This is a genomic window from Amycolatopsis sp. NPDC051758, assembly GCF_044453095.1.
Classification (GTDB): Bacteria; Actinomycetota; Actinomycetes; order Mycobacteriales; family Pseudonocardiaceae; genus Amycolatopsis.
Map to the genome: position 1 here is coordinate 509,159 of NZ_JBITCJ010000008.1, position 18,305 is coordinate 527,463.

Consider the following 18,305-nt stretch of genomic DNA (forward strand, 5'->3'; position numbering starts at 1 on the left):
GGATCGCATGCCTCCACGCTGGCAGTGGCGGCGGGTTCGCGCCACGGCGGAAAGTCGGGACTGTGCCAACCGGGGCTTCGCCACCCGGACCGCTCGAGAGGCGGGTGTCAGAGCTCGACGTTCCGGTAGAGCGCGCCGACCTCACCCTTGGTCAGACGGCGGATCGAGCCGACCCGCTGGTTGCCGAGCTGGACGTCACCGACCGCGGTGCGGACCAGCTTCAGCACCGGGTGCCCGGTGTCCTTGAGCAGGCGGCGCACGATGTGCTTCTTGCCCTCGTGGATCACCAGCTCGACCAGCGACTTGCCGGAGTGCATGTCCTTGACCCGGAACTGGTCGACCTTGATGATGCCGTCCGGCAGCTCCCAGCCGTTGCGCAGCTCCTTGCCGAGCCCGCGCGGCACCAGGCCGTCGACCTCGGCGAGGTAGGTCTTGAGCACCGTGAACGACGGGTGCATCAGCCGGTGGCCGAGGTCACCGTCGTTGGTCAGCAGCAGCAGGCCCTCGGTGTTCTCGTCGAGCCGGCCGACGTGCACGACCCCGGGGGTCTCCTCGTAGCGGCCGGCCAGGTAGTCGCCGACGCACGGGCGGCCGCGGTCGTCCGACATCGTCGAGTGGACCCCCTTGGGCTTGTTCAGCGCCAGGTAGATCAGGTCGTCGCGCAGGTTCACGCGGGTGCCGTCGACGTGGATGATCGCTTCGTCCGGGTTGACGCGGCGGCCCAGCTCGGTGACGACCTCGCCGTTCACCTCGACCCGGCCGGCGACGATCAGGTCCTCCGCCGCGCGCCGGGAGGCGACCCCGGCCTGCGACAGCACCTTCTGCAGCCGAATGCCGTCGGGGTGTTCACTGGATGTCATCGATGGTGTCCACTTCGGGTAGCAACGGAGCGATCGCGGGCAGGTCGTTCAGTGACGACAGCCCCAGTCGCTCCAGGAACAGCTCGGTCGTCACGTACAGCGTCCCGGTCGTCTCGGGGTCGGTCCCCATCTCTTCGATGAGGCCGCGCGCGAGCAACGTCCGGATGACGCCGTCCACGTTCACCCCCCGCACCGCGGCAACCCGGGACCGGGTCACCGGCTGCCGGTACGCGATCACGGCGAGGCTCTCCAGCGCGGCCCGGGTCAGCTTCGACCGCTGGCCGTCCAGCAGGAGCTTCTCCACGAACGGGGCATGAACGTCCCTAGTGTAGAACCGCCACCCTTCACCGACGCGCCGCAGGTCGATCCCGCTGGTCCGGTCGGTGAACTTCTGCGCCATGGTGCGGAGGGCGACGACGATCCGCGCCCGGGGTTCGCCGAGGGTGTCGGCGAGCAGTTCTTCGCTCGCCGGCGAGTCGACGATCAGGAGGAGAGCTTCCAGGGCGGCTTCGAGGGCCTCGTCGGAGGTGAGGTCGGGCATGAAGTCGACGTCACCGGCGGCGACCAGGTCGGACTCGGGATCGTCGGGGGCTCCGGCGCGGGGCGCGGCTTCAGTCACACCCGCGGCTTCATCGGCAGAAGTATCTTCAGTGACTGTATCCACTGCCCCAACTGAAGTATCCGCCGCTACATCAGCAGAAGTTTCTTCAGTGACTGAATCCTCTAACGGCGCAGTACCGGACTCGGCGGCAGCTTCTGCGGCTTCGGCCGCCTCGGCGGCGGACTCGTCAGCCGCGGGTTCCTCGCCGGCCAAGAGCTCATCGGCGGCGGCAGGCTCACTGGCCGCGGGCACAGCGGCGACAGACTCCTCGGCAGCGACCGCAGCAGGCTCCTCAGCTGCCGTCTGCTCGGCCAGCGGCTCCACCGGCAAGCCGTCCTCGGTCACCGGCTCGCCGGACAACGCCTCTTCCAGCGCCAGCTCCGCCGCCGTCGCCGACGGCTCGCCGTCGGCCGGCTCCGGAACCACGCTCGGGTCCGGCGTTTTGTCTTCGGGGCTCACCCGTACTCCTCTTCGTCTCCGGCGGTGCGGTCGAGCTCGGCCGCCGCGGAGGCTTCTTCCTTCGAGCCGCCCGTCCAGCGGACGTGCAGCTCGGCCAGCGCCTCGGTCTGCTCGAACTGCACCGTCGCCTCGCGGTAGAGCTCCAGCAGCGCCAGGAAGCGCGCCACGATCTCGACCGTGTGCTCGCAGTCGTCCACCAGCTCGCCGAACGTCGCCTGGCCGCGCTCGGCCAGCATCACCCGCAGGATCGCCGCGTGCTCGCGCACCGAGATGCGGCCCATGTGGATGTGCGCGATCGACACCGTCGGCGGCGGCTTCGGCTTGAACACCGCGACGGCGATCTCGGCGAACTTCTCCGGCGTCACGCCCAGCATCACCTCGGGCAGCAGCCCGACGAACCGCTCTTCCAGCGCCACCGACCGCGGGTACCGCCGCAGCGCGCCCTGTTCCAGCTCGCCGAACAGCGCCGCCACCTGCTTGTACGCGCGGTACTGCAGGATCCGCGCGAACAGCAGGTCACGGGCCTCGAGCAGGGCGAGGTCGTCCTCGTTCTCCACCTCGGCCGAGGGCAGCAGCCGCGCGGCCTTGAGGTCGAGCAGGGTCGCCGCGATGACCAGGAACTCGGTCGTCTCGTCGAGGTTCCAGTCGGTGCCCAGCGCCCGCGTGTAGGCGATGAAGTCGTCGGTGACGCGGTGCAGCGCCACCTCGGTGACGTCGAGCTGGTGCTGCGAGATCAGCTGCAGCAGCAGGTCGAACGGCCCTTCGAAGTTGGCCAGCCGCACCTTGAACTTCGACGTGCTCAGTTCCTCGTTGGCCAGGCCTTCGGGGACCATGCCGCCGTGCACCGTCTCGTGCTCGTGCGGCTGCTCTTCCGGGGCCTGCTCGACCGGCTCCGGCGGTGCTTCGGCCGAGGCCGGTGCCGATGCCGGCTCGTCCATCAGCCCTCGGTTTCGCCGCCGTCTGAGCCGACCACCCGCAACCGCTGCACCAGCACCGAGTCCTCGCCGTTCGCGTCGAAGTCGGCCAGCAGCACCGCGACCGCCTCGCGGACCAGCCGGCCGCGGTCGACGACCAGCTCGTGCTTGGCACGCAGCGTCAGCCGGGCCTGCTCCATGGCCACGAGCTCGTCGCCGGAGACGTAGACGGTGATCTTCGCGTCGTGCTTCGTGCGGCCGGACCCGTGCGGTGCCGCGTCGCCGCTGCGGGCGAGCTGCTCCTGACGGCCGTTGCCCGACGGCTTGCCGTTGCCATTGCCGTTGCCGTGTTCGACGGGCTCGGCCGGCTCGGGCGGCGCCTGGGGCGGGAGTTCGAGAGCGGGCGTTGAGGTGAGGCGGAAGAGTTCCGACGCTCCGGGCAGGGAGGCGCGCCTGCTCACCGAGCGATCACCTCACGAGCAAGCTGGCGGTACGCCGCGGCGCCGGCCGACTTGGGCGCCCAGGTCGTGATCGGCTCACCCGCGACCGTCGTCTCGGGGAACCGCACGGTGCGGTTGATGACCGTGTCGAACACGGTCTCGCCGAATGCCTCCACCACGCGAGCCATGACCTCCTTCGAATGCAGGGTTCTCGGGTCGTACATGGTGGCGAGAATCCCGACTATGTCCAGTTTGGGGTTGAGGCGTTCCTGGACCTTCTCGATGGTGTCGATCAGGAGGGCGACGCCTCGCAGACTGAAGAACTCGCACTCGAGCGGGATGATCACGCCGTCCGCGGCGGTCAGCGCGTTCACCGTGAGCAAGCCGAGTGAGGGCTGGCAGTCGACAAGAACATAGTCGTAGTCGTTCATGACCGGACGAAGGACCCGTAACAACGTGTGCTCGCGCCCTACCTCAGCGACGAGCTGGACCTCCGCCGCGGACAGGTCGATGTTGCTCGGCAGCAGGTCAACGCCGTCGACGCGGGTTTTCATCAGCACGTCGGTGGCACTGACCGACCGCTCCATGATGGCGTTGTAGACCGTCTGGTCCAGTTCGTGCGGCTGGATGCCGAGACCGACGGCGAGCGCGCCCTGCGGGTCGAAGTCGACGAGCAGCACCTTGCGGCCGTACTCGGCGAGGGCGGCGCCCAGGTTGATGGTCGACGTCGTTTTGCCGACGCCGCCCTTCTGGTTGCACATCGCCATGATCTTGGCCGGGCCGTGCTTGTCCAGCGGCGCCGGATCGGCGTGCTCGCGGATCGGGCGGCCGGTCGGCCCGATCCCCTCGAGCTTGACCTTCTTGCCGTTGCGCTCCTGCGGCTCGTCGCCGTCGTGGACCGCGGGCGTCGCGATGGTGGCCTGGCTGAGGTTCGCCGCCGCCGACCCGGCGGACTCGGCCGGGTGGGCCGGCTGGTTCGGTGTCGACATGGCGGGAAAGCTCCTTGTTCGTCGAGTCCGCCGCAGCCTATGCGCGGAGCCGGAGCCCCGGCAAAGCAACGCGCCGGACCCGAGGGGGCAATGTCACTCGACCGTCGGTCCAGGTTAGGAAGGCTGTTGAGGCTCTATACGGCCGTCTAGCCCAGTGCTCGCGGATGCGCCGTGGCGTACACCTCGCGCAGGGTGTTGACCGTGACCAGCGTGTACACCTGCGTCGTGGTCACCGAGGCGTGGCCGAGCAGTTCCTGGACGACCCGGACGTCCGCGCCGCCCTCGAGCAGGTGCGTGGCGAAGGAGTGGCGGAGGGTGTGCGGCGAGACCGCGGCGGCGATCCCCGCCCGTTCGGCCGTGTCCTTGAGGACCTGCCACGCGCTTTGCCGCGAAAGCCTGCTGCCGCGGGCGTTGAGGAACAGCGCGGCGGTGCCCCGGCCGCGGGCGGCGAGCGCCGGCCGGGCGCGGACGGTGTAGGCGTGCAACGCGGCGAGCGCGGGGCGCCCGATCGGCACCAGCCGCTGCTTGCCGCCCTTGCCGTCGAGCAGCACGGTGCGTTCGACGTCGTCGACGTCGTCGACGTCCAGCCCGACGGCCTCGGAGATCCGGGCGCCGGTGGAGTAGAGCACTTCCAGCAGCGCCCGGTCGCGCAGCGGGCGCTCGCCGTCCGGCGGCGGGGTCTCCAGCAGCCGCAGCACGTCGTCGACCGGGAGCGCCTTGGGCAGCCGCTTCGCCGGGGTCGGCGGCCGGACCTCGCGGGCCGGGTTGTGCTCGGTGAGGCCTTCGGCGTGGGCGAACTTGTGCAGGCCCCGCACGGCGACCAGCGCCCGGGCGGCTGAGGACGCGGCGAGCGGCTGGTGCTCGTCGTCGCCTTCCCGCAGGGCGGCGCCGAAGGACGTGACGTGCGCGGAGGTGACGTCGACGATCTTCGCGACCCCGGCGCCGTCCAGGTGCGCGGCGTACCGGCGCAGGTCACGGGCGTAGCTGTCCAGGGTGTTGCGCGCGGTCCCGCGTTCGACGACCAGGTGGTCGAGGTACGCGGCGATCACGTCGGCCGTGCTGCCCGCGACTGCCACGCGGGACACCTTAGGCCGTGCGAGCACCGTGACCCGGGAGAAACCCCGTTCTCAGCTTCCCGCGGTTACCTTGGATTCATGGAGTCGGACCAGCTCCGGATCGGCACGGCCGAGCGGGAAGAGGCGGCGAGGCTGCTCGCCGACCACTTCGGCATGGGCCGCATCACCCCGGACGAGTACGAAACACGCGTGACGGACGCCTACGCGGCGACGACCCTGGGCGACCTGCGGCCGTTGTTCCACGACCTGCCGCAGCCGCACCCGGGGTTCTTCGGGCCACCGTTGACGCCGATGTACGCCGCGCCGCCACCGATGCCCCTGCCGATGTCGACGCCCATGTCGATGTCGGTGCCCCTGCCGGTGCCGTACGCGCCGCCGATGCCGGTGCCGTATTCGTACCGGTCGAGGACGGTGGCCGGGGTGCTGCAGATCGTGCTGCCGTTCGGCGTCGGCCGGTTCTACACCGGCCAGATCGGGCTCGGCTTCCTGATGCTGTTCGTCTGCCTGGTCACCGGCGGGCTCGGCATGATCTGGCCGATCATCGACGGCGTCATGCTGCTGGCCAAGGGCGGTCTCGACGCCGAAGGCCGCCCGCTGCGCCCCTGACCAAAGCGCCCCAAGGCGGCCTTCGGTGCGTCAGACGCAACCAAGGCCGCCTTGGGGCGCTCGGGCTCAGGCTTCCTTGCGCTCGGCGAACGCCGTCGGGCGGTCGTCCCACGGCGCGTCGGCCGGGCGGGCCGGGGCCGCGCCGCTGACGACCGCGTGCGCGGCCAGCACCCCCGACACCGTGGCGCCGTTGACCAGCTCGCCCGCGAGGGCCATCCGCACCGCTTCGGCGAGCGGGAACTTGCGGATGACGAGGTCCGCCTCCTCCTCGCCGAGCACGTCACGATCCACATCGGACAGTCCGCGGGCCAGGAAGACCCGCACGACCTCGTCGGTGAAGCCGGGTGACGCCGCGACGTCGACCAGGGTCACCCAGTCCGCGGCGGCCAGGCCGGCCTCTTCGACGAGCTCACGCTTGGCCGTGCCGACCGGGTCCTCGCCGAGGTGGTCGATCAGGCCCGCCGGCAGCTCCCACAGCCGGTGCCCGATCGGGTGCCGGTACTGGTGGATGAGCGTGACCTGCTGCTCGTCGTCCAGCGCGACGATCGCGACCGCGCCGAGGTGCTCGATCACCTCGCGGACCGCGGTCTCCCCGCCCGGCATCACGACGTCGTCGATCCGCAGGCCGACCACGCGTCCGATGTGGACGTCACGGCTGGAAGCGACGGTGAACTCGTGCTCGCCCGGCGCGGTCACCGGGCCGCCACGGGGGCTTCGGGCAGCTCGACCGGCAGCCGCTCGGCGACCTTGCGGTCCACCACGGCCTTGACGAACGCGCTGAACAGCGGGTGCGGCCGGGTCGGGCGGCTCTTGAGCTCCGGGTGCGCCTGGGTGCCGACGAAGAACGGGTGCTTGTCGGCGGGCAGCTCGACGAACTCGACCAGGCGGTCGTCCGGCGACGTGCCGGAGAACACCAGGCCGGCGTCGGTGAGCTGCTTGCGATAGGCGTTGTTCACCTCGTAGCGGTGCCGGTGCCGCTCGGACACGTCGGTGGTGCCGTACGCCTTCGCGACCTGCGAGCCCGCCTTGAGCTTCGCCGGGTAGGCGCCCAGCCGCATCGTGCCGCCCATGTCCCGCTCACCCGCGACGACGTCGCGCTGGTCGGCCATCGTCGAGATCACCGGGTGCTGGGTGTTCTCGTCGAACTCCGACGACCCGGCGTCGGTGATGCCGGCCAGGTGCCGCGCGGCCTCGATGACCATGCACTGCAGGCCGAGGCACAGCCCGAGCAGCGGGACACCGCGGGTGCGGGCATACTCGATCGCGCCCACCTTGCCCTCGATGCCGCGGATGCCGAACCCGCCCGGGATCAGCACACCGTCCACATCGGACAGCACGGAGGCGGCCCCGGACGCGGTCTGCGCGTCGTCGGAGGCGACCCAGACGATCTCGACCTTGGCGCGGTGGGCGAACCCGCCCGCCCGCAGCGCCTCGGTCACCGACAGGTAGGCGTCCGGCAGGTCGATGTACTTGCCGACGACCGCGATCTTCACGACCTCGCTCGGGTTGTGCACCCGGTCGAGCAGGTCGCCCCACACCGTCCAGTCGACGTCGCGGAACGGCAGCCCGAGGCGGCGGACGACGTAGGCGTCCAGCGCCTCGCCGTGCAGCACCTTCGGGATGTCGTAGATCGACCGCGCGTCCGGGCAGGCGATGACGGCCTCGGTGTCGACGTCGCACATCAGGCCGATCTTGCGCTTGAGGTCCTCGGGGATCTCCCGGTCGGCCCGGCAGACCAGCGCGTCGGGCTGGATGCCGATGTTGCGCAGCGCGGCGACCGAGTGCTGGGTCGGCTTCGTCTTGAGCTCGCCCGACGGCGCCAGGTACGGCACCAGCGAGACGTGCAGGAAGAAGCAGTGGTCGCGGCCGACGTCGTGGCGGACCTGGCGGCACGCCTCGAGGAAGGGCAGCGACTCGATGTCGCCGACCGTGCCGCCGACCTCGGTGATGATGACGTCCGGCGCCTGGCCGGACTCGTCGGGCCCGGCGGCCGCGGTGATCCGCGACTTGATCTCGTCGGTGATGTGCGGGATGACCTGCACCGTGTCGCCGAGGTATTCGCCGCGGCGCTCCTTGGCGATCACTTCGGAGTAGACCTGACCGGTCGTGACGTTGGCCTTGCCGTCGAGGTCGCGGTCGAGGAAGCGCTCGTAGTGCCCGATGTCGAGGTCGGTCTCGGCGCCGTCGTCGGTGACGAACACCTCACCGTGCTGGAACGGGTTCATCGTCCCGGGGTCGACGTTGAGGTACGGATCGAGCTTCTGCATCGTGACGCGAAGCCCGCGCGCGGTAAGGAGTTGTCCCAGGCTCGAAGCCGTGAGTCCCTTACCCAGAGAGGAGGCGACGCCTCCGGTGACAAATACGTACTTGGTAGCCCGCGACTGAAGTCCCACGGGCCGCCAGCATATCCCAAGACCGCGGATCCGCTCGATCTGACATGCCCGAACTGTCTTTTGTGGCTTCGACCACCCGCCCGGGTGAGGTCAGGCCGCCGCCTTCACGACGCTGAGCCGCGGCCGCCCGGTGAGCGCCCGGCTGCCCGGGAGGCGCCGCAGGACCTCGACCATCACGATCGTCAGGGCGATCGTGGCCACGTAGATCACCGCGCTCAGCCACGGCGCGCCGAAGCGCTCCGCGACGTGCGGGATCACCGGGCCGAGCAGGGCCAGCGCGAGCGGGTGGACGAGGAAGACGCTGAACGAGCGGTTCGCCGCCCACGAGACCACCCGGGCACCGCGGCTGCCTTCGCGGCGGCGGGCCGCCCACCGCGTGCTGAACGCGTAGATCGCCGCGATGACCGTGAGGAACCACGGGATCAGGTACGGCTGGAACGGGTCGCTGGCCACCTGCGGGAACGTTCCACTGTGGACGGTCCGGAGGTAGTACCACTCGGTGCCGGCCAGCACCACCACGACCGCGCCGCCGAGCAGCAGCCGGTGCCGGCCCGCCCAGGCGTGCACCGTCTCGAAGTGCATGGCCACCACGGCGCCGAACAGTGTGTAGAACTGGTACGGCAGGATCGTGGCGTACAGGTGGGTGATCGTCTCGTAGCTGACGCCCAGCGGCTGGTAGGTCATGAACAGCGTCACGCCGACCTGCACCAGCCCGCTGCCGAGCAACAGCCACTTGTGCTTGCCCTCGGTCGCCCGCAGCAGCTTCATCAGCAGCGGGAACAGCAGGTACACCTGCATCGTCACGAGCAGGAAGTACAGGTGATACCAGGCGCCGCCGGTCACCAGGTCCTTCAGCAGCAAGCGCATCGACGCCTCGAGCGAGCCCGGCTGCTGCGTGCCGGTCACCAGCGAGAACGCCCAGAAGAACATCGTCCAGGCCAGGTACGGCGTCGCCACCAGCGGCAGCCGGCGCCGCCAGAAGTCGCCGGGGGTGATCTCGCGGCCGCGGTTCTGGAAGACCAGCACGAACCCGGTCAGCGCGAAGAACGCCTCACGCGTGAAGTGCAGCGGTGTCTCGACGGCGTTGGCGCCGACGTCCTGCGCGAAGTTGGTCGCGCCCACGACGTGGATGAGGATCACGCACGCGAAGGTGACCAGCCGGAACAGGTCGATCTGGTGCAGGTACGGCGCTTTCCCACCCGGTCTCGTGGGCCGGGCGGGAGCTTCGAGAGTGGCCTGGGCAGTCGTCATCGTGCCGCCGTTCCGGCACCGTCGTCGGCGTGGTTCACGTTGTCAGACTTGCCACCCATTCTGTGAATTTCCCATGAAGGCACTGGGAAGCGCCTGTTGGCCGGGCCCCATCGGGCTGTCGGATATGCCACTTCCGCTCAGGGAGCGGGGAGCCGTGGATCATGTTAATACGTGAGCCTTCCGGTACCGAGCGTGACCTTCGTCATCACCCGGCCGGCCGCTCCGATCAGCGGTGAGCGTCCCGATCGGCCTCCTCCCGGACCGCTTCGAGTGCGCCGCGTAGTTCCGCCGGACCGACCGAACCGAGGGCCAGCCGGAGCGCCTGCGGCACGGCCGGCGTGGTGGCGAACGGTTCCGCCGTGGAGACCGCGACCCGCCGCCGCGCCAGTGCCGCCACGATCCGGTCCGGGCGGGAGTCCCGCGCCAGCGGCAGCCACCGGAAGTACGACGCCGGGTGCCCGATCCAGGGAAGCCCGGCGAGCACCTCCGAGGCGAGCGCCTGCCGCCGCCGGGCGTCCACGCGCTTGTCCGCCTCCAAGCGGTCGACGGTACCGTCGTCGAGCCACCGGCGCGCGATGGCCGCGGTCAGGGCCGGGGTGTTCCAGGTCGTGGCCCGGATGGCGGTCTCGAGGGCCGGGACGAGCTCGACCGGCGCGGCGGCGAACCCGACCCGCAGCCCGGTCGCCACACTCTTCGACAACCCCGACACGTAGACCGTGCACTCCGGCGCGAGCGCTGCCAGCGGCGGCGGCGCGTCGGTGACGAGGTAGGCGTAGGAGGCGTCCTCGACGATCGTCACGCCGTGCTGCCGGGCGATCTCGGCGAGCCGCGTGCGCTGCTCGGTGGAGAGCACCCAGCCGAGCGGGTTGTGCATCGTCGGCATCGTGTAGACCGCGCGGACCCGGCGACGGCGGCACAGCCGGTCGAACGCGTCGAGGTCGGGCCCGTCGGCGGTCACGGGCACCGGCGCGAGCTCCAGCCCGAGCGTGCGTGCGAGCACCCGGAACCCGGGGTAGGTGACGGCGTCCACCGCGACGACGTCACCCGGCCGGAACAGGGCCATCGCCGTCACCGCGAGGCCGTGCTGGGCGCCGTCGACGATCAGCACGCGCTCGCGGCCGACGGCCAGACCCCGCCGCCGCAGGTGCCGCGCGACCGCGGCCCGGTCCTCCGCGCGCCCGCGGTGCGGCTGGTAGCGCAGCAGCGCGTCGAGGTCCCCGGCCGTGGCGAGGTCCCGCAGCGCCTGGCGCAGGAGGTCGGCCTGGCCGGGGATCGAGGGCGAATTGAAGCTGAGGTCGACGGCGTCGGCTGCGACCGCCCGTTCGTCGGCGCCGTCACCGGCAGCCAGGTCGCGGACGAACGTGCCCCGCCCCTGTTCGCAGCTGACCAGCCCCATCGCTTCGAGCTCGGCGTAGACGCGGGAGGCGGTCACCACGGCGATGCCCTCGTCGGCGGCCAGCCGGCGGTGCGTGGGCAGCCGCGTGCCGGCCGGCCAGCGCCCGTCGCGGATCTTCGCCGCGAACGCGTCCACGACGACCTTGTACTTCGGCTCCCGCACGCATCCGATTGTAGGCAGGACAATTTGTGGACTGTCCTGGATCGGCCGTCCTAGCGTGACCGCCATGCACACCGCGATCCTGACCTTCGACGGTTACAACGAACTCGACTCGCTCATCGCCCTGGGCGTCCTGAACCGCGTCAAGGAGCCCGGCTGGCGGGTGTCGATCGCGAGCCCGACACCGCGGGTGACGTCGATGAACGGCGTCACGATCGAGGCGACGATCGGGCTCGAAGAGGCGTGCACGGCCGACGCCGTGATCGTCGGCAGCGGCTCGAAGACCCGCGAAGTCGTCGAGGACCCGGCGATCATGACCACCCTGGCGCGGCTCGACCCCGCCCGGCAGCTGCTCGCCGCGCAGTGCTCCGGCACGCTCGTGCTGGCCAAGCTCGGGCTGCTCGCCGACGTGCCCGCGTGCACCGACCTGACGACGAAGCCGTGGGTCCTCGCGGCCGGTGTCGAGGTGCTGAACCAGCCGTTCTTCGCCCGCGGTGAGCTCGCCACCGCCGGCGGCTGCCTGGCCTCGACCTACCTCGCGACGTGGGTCCTCGCCCGGCTCCACGGCCTCGAAGCCGCGGAGCACGCCATGCACTACGTCGCGCCCGTCGGGGAGAAGGACGACTACGTCGAGCGGGCCCTGCGCAACGTCACGCCCTACCTCGAGCCGGCCGCGATCTCCGCCTGATCGTCGCCGAAGAGGGACTTCAGGGTCACCTCGCGGTTGACCCGCACGTGCTCGACGGCTTCGGCGTGCGCGCGCTCAGCGTCCCCCGACGCGATCGCGTCGTGGAGCCGGCGGTGCTCGTCGAGCAGCTCGGTCCAGTGCTCGTTCTGGCTGGTCAACCAGCGGAGCCTGCCCTGCAGGGGCTGCAGCATCGTGGTCAGGAGCGTGTTGCCCGCGATGGCCACGATCTCGTCGTGGAAGCGCGAGTTGAGCACGGTGATCTTGGCTGCGTCGCCGCGGGCCGTGGCGCGGGCGGCGTCGGCGAGCATCCGCTCGAGCCGCTTCAGCTCCGGCGCGCCCGCCCGCTCGGCAGCGCGCCCCGCGGCGAGCCCCTCCAGCGCTTCGCGGACGTCGAACAGCTCCTCGACGTCGACGCGCGCCAGCTGCCGGACGACGATCCGGCGTGCCGACTGTTCGACCAGGAAGCCTTCGGCCTCGAGGCTGCGGATGGCCTCGCGGACCGGCACCCTGGACACGCCGAGGTCCTCGGCCAGCTCGCGCTCGACCAGCCGGTCACCCGGGCGCAGGCGGCCGGTCAGGATCCGTTCGCGCAGCTCGTCGCGCACCCGCTGCCGGGTGGCCGCGAGGGGCTGCCGTTCGCTCGCCGTCGTCACCGACTCCCCTCTCACGGAAGGTCACGCAACCTTCTGTAACCCGAGTTTAACGACCGGAGGGTTGACGGGGGCGGACATCGGGGTGATATTTGGGATGCCAAATTTTGGTATCCCAAATCGCCGTCGCTGCACGTCGATCGGAGGCCCGCATGACCGCCGCCCCGCTCACCGATTCCCAGCAAGAGACGACCGCGCCGCCGGATCCCCGGCTCTGGAACGAAGACCTCGCCCCCGCGAAGGACCGCCGGTGGAAGGTCTACGACATCTTCGCGCTGTGGATGTCCGACGTGCACAACCTCGGCAACTACACCTTCGCGGCCGGGCTGTTCGTGCTCGGCCTGTCGGCCTGGCAGGTGTTCACCGCCCTGCTGTTCGGCTTCGTGATCATCTACGTCGGCATGAACCTGATGGGCCGGATCGGGCAGCGCACCGGCGTCCCGTTCCCGGTTGTCGCGCGGATCAGCTTCGGCACCTTCGGCGCCAACCTGCCCGCCCTGATCCGCGCGATCATCGCGATCTTCTGGTACGGCATCCAGACCTACCTCGCGAGCGTGGCCATCACGCTGCTCGTGCTCACCATCGACCCCGGCCTGAAACCGTTGACCGAACACGGTTTCCTCGGCCTGCACGCGCTCGGCTGGATCTGTTTCATCGCGCTGTGGGCAGCCCAGGCGCTGATCTTGACCCGCGGCATGGAGTCGATCCGCAAGTTCCAGGACTGGTGCGGCCCGGCGATCTGGGTCGTGATGATCGCCCTCGCGGTGTGGATCCTCGCCGCCGGCCACTGGAACATCTCGTTCACCACCAGCCCGAAACAGCTCTCGACGGGTGAGCAGATCCGGCAGTGGTTCGGCGCGGCCGGGCTGATCCTGGCCACCTACGGCACGCTGATGCTCAACTTCTGCGACTTCTCCCGCAACGCACCGGACCAGAAGACCGTGCGGCGCGGCAACTTCTGGGGCCTGCCGATCAACTCGACGGCGTTCGCGCTGCTGTCGGTCGTCGTCACCGCGGGCAGCATGCAGGTGTTCGGCGAGGCCATCACCGACCCGGCCGAGCTGCTGGCCAAGGTGCACAACACGCCGGTGCTCATCATCGGCGCGCTGACCTTCGCCATCGCCACCATGGGCGTGAACATCGTCGCGAACTTCGTCTCCCCCGCCTACGATCTGGCAAACATCTGGCCGAAGCGGATCACGTTCACCATCGGCGGGATGATCAGCGCCGTCGCCGCGTTGTGCGTGCTGCCGTGGAAGCTGTACTCGTCGCCGGCGGTCGTCAACTACTTCCTCGGTGGGCTCGGCGCGTTCCTCGGGCCGCTGTTCGGGATCATGATCGTCGACTACTACCTGATCCGGCGCGGCAAGGTCGACGTCGCGCAACTGTTCGTCGACGGCGGGATCTACCCCCGGGTGAACCCTCGGGCGCTCGTGACGTTCTTCCCGACCGCCGCGCTGGCCGCGGTGATCGCGCTGGTGCCGTTCTTCGCCCCGGCCGCGCCGTACTCGTGGTTCATCGGCACGGCGTCGTCCGCGGCCCTGTACTTCGTGGTTTCGAGGAAGCACCGATGAGGATCGTCGTCACCAACTGCAACACCACCGAGGCGATGACGAAGGAGATCGAGGCCGGTGCCCGGGCCGCGGCCAGCCCGGGCACCGAGATCCTCGCCCGGACACCGAAGTGGGGTCCGGAGTCGGCCGAGGGCTGGCTGGACAGCTTCCTCTCGGCCGCCGCGGTGCTCGATCTGTTGCGGGGCTTGGAAGAACCGTTCGACGCCGTGGTGCTCGCCGGGTTCGGCGAGCACGGCCGCGAGGGCGCGCGCGAGCTGCTGGACGTGCCGGTCGTCGACATCACCGAAGCCGCCGCGCACCTCGCGTGCCTGCTCGGCCGGCGCTACGGCGTCGTGACCACTTTGGACCGGACGTGCGGGCTGATCGAGGACAGCCTGCATTCCGCCGGTGTTGCGCAGAACTGCGTCACGGTCACCGGCGCCGGGCTCGGCGTGCTGGAGCTGACCGACGAGCGCCGGACGGAGTCGGCGCTGCTGACCGCCGGCCGCCGCGCCCGTGACGCCGGGGCGGAGGTGCTCGTGCTGGGCTGCGCCGGGATGACCGGCCTCGACCGCAGGATCGCGACGATGCTGGACATCCCGGTGATCGACGGTGTCGCCGCCGCCGTCCGGCTCGCCGAGTCACTCGTCGGGCTGGGCCTGAAAACCAGCCGGGCGGGGTCGTACGCCCGGCCGCTGGACAAGAAGCGCACCTGGCCGCATTGACACCCGCCGCACCGCCCGGCGAGAATCCCCACCGCCACTGCCGTACCGCCGCCCGGTGACGAGTGGGGATCCTGGCGTCCCCGAAGGGCGGTCGAAGGTGCGAAGGCTACGCGTGCTGGGCGCGCTGGCGGTGTCCGCGAGTCTGGTCCTGGTCCCGATCAGCGGGACGGCGGTGGCGGCCTCCCCGCCGCACACCATCGTCACCGACGGCGCCAAGCTCGCCGGGATCAAGCAAGCGCTCCGGAGCGGTCACGCGTCGACCCCGCAGCGGGACGCACTGAAAGTGCTGCTGGACAAGGCGAACACCGCGCTCACCGCCGGCCCTTGGTCGGTCGTGGACAAACCGTCCGCGCCGCCGAGCGGTGACAAGCACGACTACCTGAGCCAGGCGCCCTACCAGTGGGCCAGCCAGCCGAAGACCCCGGAAAACCCGCAGGGCTGCCCGTACGTCAACCGGGACGGCCAGCGCAACCCCGAGGCCGACGCGATCACCGACCACACCTACCGGATGGTGGCCTGGGACGCGATCTACTACCTCTCGATGGCCTGGTACTACACCGGAGACGCGAAGTACGCGAAGCGGGCGGCGCTGGACATCCGGACCTGGTTCCTCGACCCGGCCACCAAGATGAACCCGAACATGACCTACGCGCAGATCGTCCCGTGCAAGAACACGGTCAGCGGCACCGGGATCATCGACTCGACCCAGTCGTTCAGCCAGGTGATCGACGCCTTCGCGCTGCTCGACGGCGGCGCTCCGGGCTGGACCGGCCAGGACCGCTCCGGCATTAAGGCGTGGCTGGGGCAGTACCTCAACTGGATGCAGACGAGCCCGCAAGCGAAGCTGGAACTGGCCGCCACCAACAACCACGGCACCTTCCTCGACCTGCAGAACGCGACGATCTCGGCGTACCTCGGCAAGCGGGACGCGGCGAAGAAGATCGTCGTGGACGCGGAGCAGAAGCGGTTCCCGGTGCAGTTCGCCGCCGACGGCAGCCAGCCGCTCGAACTCTCACGCACGATGTCCTGGCACTACGTCAACTTCAACCTCACGGCGTGGGGCCGAATGGCGGAGGTCGGGAAGAACCTCGGTGTCGACGTCTGGAAGTACCGGGCGGCCAACGGCGTGACGCTGCGGAAGGTGGTCGACCAGCTGATCCCGGGCGCCCTGCACGGCGCCGAAGCCTGGCCGCACCAGCAGATCGGCGTGTTCGACCAGTCGATCGCGGCGGACATCTTCCACGCGGCGGCGGACGAAGCCCGTGACACGGCCGCGGCGGCCGCGCTCAAGCAGATGCCGTTGCCGGCCGGGGGTGACACGTGGGCGGTGCGGGTTTCCTGCTTCCCGCTCGATCCGCCGCTGAAGTGAGCGGTCAGTTGCCGTCGGGGTTGGTGACACCCGGCGCGGACGCCTGCGCGTTGCCCGCGATGCCGTAGCGGCCCGCGCCGCCGTCGAGCTGTTCCTTCAGCGCCAGCACGGTGCTCACCCGCCCGGCCGACGAGTCGACGTTGTCCACAGTGGACAGGATCGACGTCGCCGAGGTGTCCGCGCGGACGACGCCCAGCGCGCCCGTTCCGTCGGCGGAACCGGCGTCACCGGCCAGGACGGCGCCCGCGCCGGTGCGGTCGAGCTGGGTGGCGAACCGCGCGATCGTCGCCGCCCGGTCACCCGCGCCGTCGCCGGTCGCCTGCGCGCCGGTGAGCACGATCGCCAGCTGCCCCGGCTTGACCTCGCCGCCTGCCTTCACAAAACCGCCGTCGGTGAGCCCGCCGATCGCCGCCGCCAGCTCCTCACCCGAGGACTGCGGCTTCGCCGTGGTCTTGTCCAGCAGCAGCACCGAACCGAGCAGCGCGCCGGCGAGCGTGCCGGAGTCCCCCGCGGTCGGGAACTTCGAGCCGGCCGGCTGCAGCCGCGTGACGACGTCGCGGAGCTCGTCGGCCTTGTCGGGATCGGCGAACGCGGCCGCCAGCTGCACCTCGCCGGTGACGGTCGCGCCGGCCTGGCCGATCAGCTGCTTGAGCGCGTCCCGGTCGGCCGGGCGCGCGTCCTCGGTGGTCACCAGCACCACCGACCGCTTGTCCAGCACCCCGGCGACGACCTTCGGCCCCATCGAGCCGGCAAACGCGTCGGCGTCGGCCAGCCGGGCGTTGAGCGCGTTGCGCTGCGCCTCGAGGTCGGAGACCTGGCTGCCCAGGTCCTTCTTCTCCCCCGCCAGCCCCGAAAGCAGCGAGCCGTTCAGCGCCGTCGAACCGAGCACGACCCCGACGGCCAGCGCCAGGAAGCACGATGCGATGGAAACGACGTGGTACCGCAGCGAAATCACGTGAAGAGCCCCTTGACCCAGCCGGCGAACGAATTCCAGGTGTCCCGGAGCCAGTCCAGGTAGACCGAGCCCACGTCGGACACCAGCAGGGCCGCGGCGACCACCACGACCGCGGCGAGCACGAGCAGCACGACGGCGCCGATCGACACCCGGCTGCGGTGCAGCGTCGCCACCGCCTTCCCGTCGACCAGCTTCGTGCCGAGCTTCAGCCGGGTCAGGAACGTCGACGGGTTCGACCCGGACCGGCCGTGGTCGAGGAACTCGCGCAGGGTGGCCTGGAAGCCGACCGTGACGACCAGGCTCGCGCCGTGCGCGTCGGCCAGCAGCAGCGCGAGGTCTTCGGCGTTGCCCGTCGCGGGGAACGTCACCGCGCCGATGCCGAGGTCCTGGATCCGCTCGACACCGGGCGCGTGCCCGTCGGGCTGCGCGGGCACCACGACCTCGCCGCCGCCGCGCAGGGTGACGGTGCCGATGCCGGTGGGGTCGCCGACGATGACGTCCGGCCGGTAACCCTGCACGCGCAGGGTGTCGGCGCCGGCGTCGACGCCGATCAGCACCGGCCGGTGCTCGGCGACGTACTTCTTGAGCTTCTTGAGGTCTTCGGCGTGCCCGTTGCCGCCCGCGACGACCAGCACGTGCCGGTCGCGCAGGGCGACCTTCAGCTCCGGCACGCCGACCCCGTCGAGGATCAGCGTGCGCTCGCGGCGCAGGAACTCGATGGTGTTGGCCGAGAACGCCTCGAGCTGCGTCGACATCCCGGCCTTGGCCTCGATCATCTGGTCCGCGACGCTGTCGGCGGTCTGCTCGATGCCGGAGGCGACCTGGCGCTCGCCGACGTACACGACGCCGTCGAGCAGCCGCAGTTTCGTGCCGTCCTTGATCGAGCGCAGCAGCTCACCGCCGACCGAGTCGACCAGCGGGACGCCGGCCGCGATCAGGATCTCGGGGCCCAGGTTCGGGAACCGGCCGGAGATCGACGGCGACGCGTTGACCACGCCGGCGACCTCGGCCTCGACCAGGGCGTCGGCCGTCTGGCGGTCGAGGTCCAGCTGGTCGAGCACAACGATGTCGCCGGGACTGATCCGGCGCAGCAGCTCCCGGGTGCGGCGGTCGACCCGGGCGACCCCGGTGATCCCCGGGAGGGGTTCTTGGTTCCGCGTGAGCAGGCCGGTGAGCTTCATGTGGCCGATGGTGACAAATTTGCTCGTGGGACGACGTTCG

The 18,305-nt window shown here is 70.6% G+C and carries 18 protein-coding genes; 5 read left to right on the plus strand and 13 right to left on the minus strand.

Going from position 1 to position 18,305, the window contains the following annotated elements; translation table 11 throughout:
- Positions 1 to 107: 107 nt before the first annotated feature.
- The 6 genes from ACIA5G_RS35500 to xerD form a co-directional block, all read right to left on the minus strand.
- Positions 108 to 860, minus strand: a complete 753-nt coding sequence (locus ACIA5G_RS35500; protein WP_395931280.1) for a pseudouridine synthase — start codon at positions 858 to 860, stop codon at positions 108 to 110.
- Positions 847 to 1,674, minus strand: coding sequence for an SMC-Scp complex subunit ScpB (scpB, locus tag ACIA5G_RS35505; protein WP_395931362.1), 828 nt, complete (start codon positions 1,672 to 1,674; stop codon positions 847 to 849). Before scpB ends, ACIA5G_RS35500 begins: the two co-directional genes overlap by 14 nt.
- 242 nt (positions 1,675 to 1,916) lie before the next feature.
- Positions 1,917 to 2,858 carry a segregation and condensation protein A gene (locus ACIA5G_RS35510; protein WP_395931281.1) on the minus strand — a complete coding sequence of 314 codons (942 nt, stop codon included), beginning with the start codon at positions 2,856 to 2,858 and terminating at the stop codon, positions 1,917 to 1,919.
- Entirely contained in the window at positions 2,858 to 3,295 is a 438-nt protein-coding gene (locus tag ACIA5G_RS35515) for a cobyrinic acid a,c-diamide synthase (protein WP_395931282.1), read from the minus strand. Before ACIA5G_RS35515 ends, ACIA5G_RS35510 begins: the two co-directional genes overlap by 1 nt.
- A complete protein-coding gene (locus ACIA5G_RS35520) occupies positions 3,292 to 4,263 on the minus strand; it encodes a ParA family protein (protein WP_395931284.1) in 972 nt (323 codons plus the stop codon). Before ACIA5G_RS35520 ends, ACIA5G_RS35515 begins: the two co-directional genes overlap by 4 nt.
- A gap of 146 nt (positions 4,264 to 4,409) precedes the next feature.
- Positions 4,410 to 5,312 (minus strand): site-specific tyrosine recombinase XerD, encoded by a 903-nt coding sequence (gene xerD / locus ACIA5G_RS35525; RefSeq protein ID WP_395931364.1) that lies wholly within the window; start codon positions 5,310 to 5,312, stop codon positions 4,410 to 4,412.
- A gap of 105 nt (positions 5,313 to 5,417) precedes the next feature.
- On the opposite strand from xerD, the gene ACIA5G_RS35530 reads away from it, so the two are divergent.
- Positions 5,418 to 5,945, plus strand: a complete 528-nt coding sequence (locus tag ACIA5G_RS35530) for a DUF1707 domain-containing protein (protein ID WP_395931286.1) — start codon at positions 5,418 to 5,420, stop codon at positions 5,943 to 5,945.
- A 66-nt stretch (positions 5,946 to 6,011) separates the two neighbouring features.
- Here the strand turns inward: ACIA5G_RS35530 and ACIA5G_RS35535 are convergent, their stop codons facing one another.
- The 4 genes from ACIA5G_RS35535 to ACIA5G_RS35550 all read right to left on the minus strand — a co-directional run bounded on the left by ACIA5G_RS35535 (position 6,012) and on the right by ACIA5G_RS35550 (position 11,147).
- Positions 6,012 to 6,641, minus strand: a complete 630-nt coding sequence (locus ACIA5G_RS35535) for an NUDIX domain-containing protein (protein WP_395931288.1) — start codon at positions 6,639 to 6,641, stop codon at positions 6,012 to 6,014.
- Positions 6,638 to 8,338 carry a CTP synthase gene (locus ACIA5G_RS35540; RefSeq protein WP_395931290.1) on the minus strand — a complete coding sequence of 567 codons (1,701 nt, stop codon included), beginning with the start codon at positions 8,336 to 8,338 and terminating at the stop codon, positions 6,638 to 6,640. The genes ACIA5G_RS35535 and ACIA5G_RS35540 overlap by 4 nt, the downstream gene beginning before the upstream one ends.
- Before the next feature lie 90 nt (positions 8,339 to 8,428).
- Positions 8,429 to 9,589, minus strand: a complete 1,161-nt coding sequence (locus ACIA5G_RS35545; RefSeq protein WP_395931292.1) for an acyltransferase — start codon at positions 9,587 to 9,589, stop codon at positions 8,429 to 8,431.
- A 226-nt stretch (positions 9,590 to 9,815) separates the two neighbouring features.
- A complete protein-coding gene (locus tag ACIA5G_RS35550) occupies positions 9,816 to 11,147 on the minus strand; it encodes a PLP-dependent aminotransferase family protein (RefSeq protein WP_395931294.1) in 1,332 nt (443 codons plus the stop codon).
- Between the two features lie 64 nt (positions 11,148 to 11,211).
- Here ACIA5G_RS35550 and ACIA5G_RS35555 point away from each other — a divergent pair, with 64 nt between their 5' ends.
- The gene (locus tag ACIA5G_RS35555) at positions 11,212 to 11,832 is read left to right on the plus strand and encodes a DJ-1/PfpI family protein (protein ID WP_395931296.1); all 621 of its coding nucleotides are present in this window, start codon (positions 11,212 to 11,214) and stop codon (positions 11,830 to 11,832) included.
- Here ACIA5G_RS35555 and ACIA5G_RS35560 read toward each other — a convergent pair.
- Positions 11,802 to 12,485 (minus strand): GntR family transcriptional regulator, encoded by a 684-nt coding sequence (locus ACIA5G_RS35560; protein ID WP_395931298.1) that lies wholly within the window; start codon positions 12,483 to 12,485, stop codon positions 11,802 to 11,804. The genes ACIA5G_RS35555 and ACIA5G_RS35560 overlap by 31 nt on opposite strands.
- A 149-nt stretch (positions 12,486 to 12,634) precedes the next feature.
- Here ACIA5G_RS35560 and ACIA5G_RS35565 point away from each other — a divergent pair, with 149 nt between their 5' ends.
- From ACIA5G_RS35565 to ACIA5G_RS35575, 3 genes are all read left to right on the plus strand, one after another.
- Complete coding sequence (locus tag ACIA5G_RS35565; protein ID WP_395931300.1) at positions 12,635 to 14,056, plus strand: NCS1 family nucleobase:cation symporter-1; 1,422 nt, start codon at positions 12,635 to 12,637, stop codon at positions 14,054 to 14,056.
- Positions 14,053 to 14,760 carry an aspartate/glutamate racemase family protein gene (locus tag ACIA5G_RS35570; protein ID WP_395931302.1) on the plus strand — a complete coding sequence of 236 codons (708 nt, stop codon included), beginning with the start codon at positions 14,053 to 14,055 and terminating at the stop codon, positions 14,758 to 14,760. Before ACIA5G_RS35565 ends, ACIA5G_RS35570 begins: the two co-directional genes overlap by 4 nt.
- Positions 14,761 to 14,857: 97 nt before the next feature.
- Positions 14,858 to 16,129, plus strand: a complete 1,272-nt coding sequence (locus ACIA5G_RS35575; RefSeq protein ID WP_395931304.1) for an alginate lyase family protein — start codon at positions 14,858 to 14,860, stop codon at positions 16,127 to 16,129.
- 4 nt (positions 16,130 to 16,133) lie between these two features.
- Here the strand turns inward: ACIA5G_RS35575 and ACIA5G_RS35580 are convergent, their stop codons facing one another.
- Both ACIA5G_RS35580 and steA read right to left on the minus strand, forming a co-directional pair.
- Complete coding sequence (locus ACIA5G_RS35580) at positions 16,134 to 17,084, minus strand: copper transporter (RefSeq protein WP_395931306.1); 951 nt, start codon at positions 17,082 to 17,084, stop codon at positions 16,134 to 16,136.
- A complete protein-coding gene (gene steA, locus ACIA5G_RS35585; RefSeq protein WP_395931308.1) occupies positions 17,081 to 18,265 on the minus strand; it encodes a putative cytokinetic ring protein SteA in 1,185 nt (394 codons plus the stop codon). Before steA ends, ACIA5G_RS35580 begins: the two co-directional genes overlap by 4 nt.
- Positions 18,266 to 18,305 lie beyond the last annotated feature (40 nt).

Bases quoted from the DNA above. Each gene is read 5' to 3' on its own strand.
- ACIA5G_RS35500 (WP_395931280.1), bottom strand. From the start codon at position 860: ATGACATCCAGTGAACACCCCGACGGCATTCGGCTGCAGAAGGTGCTG.
- ACIA5G_RS35510 (WP_395931281.1), bottom strand. From the start codon at position 2,858: ATGGACGAGCCGGCATCGGCACCGGCCTCGGCCGAAGCACCGCCGGAG.
- ACIA5G_RS35520 (WP_395931284.1), bottom strand. From the start codon at position 4,263: ATGTCGACACCGAACCAGCCGGCCCACCCGGCCGAGTCCGCCGGGTCG.
- ACIA5G_RS35530 (WP_395931286.1), top strand. From the start codon at position 5,418: ATGGAGTCGGACCAGCTCCGGATCGGCACGGCCGAGCGGGAAGAGGCG.
- ACIA5G_RS35545 (WP_395931292.1), bottom strand. From the start codon at position 9,589: ATGACGACTGCCCAGGCCACTCTCGAAGCTCCCGCCCGGCCCACGAGA.
- ACIA5G_RS35555 (WP_395931296.1), top strand. From the start codon at position 11,212: ATGCACACCGCGATCCTGACCTTCGACGGTTACAACGAACTCGACTCG.
- ACIA5G_RS35565 (WP_395931300.1), top strand. From the start codon at position 12,635: ATGACCGCCGCCCCGCTCACCGATTCCCAGCAAGAGACGACCGCGCCG.
- ACIA5G_RS35570 (WP_395931302.1), top strand. From the start codon at position 14,053: ATGAGGATCGTCGTCACCAACTGCAACACCACCGAGGCGATGACGAAG.
- steA (WP_395931308.1), bottom strand. From the start codon at position 18,265: ATGAAGCTCACCGGCCTGCTCACGCGGAACCAAGAACCCCTCCCGGGG.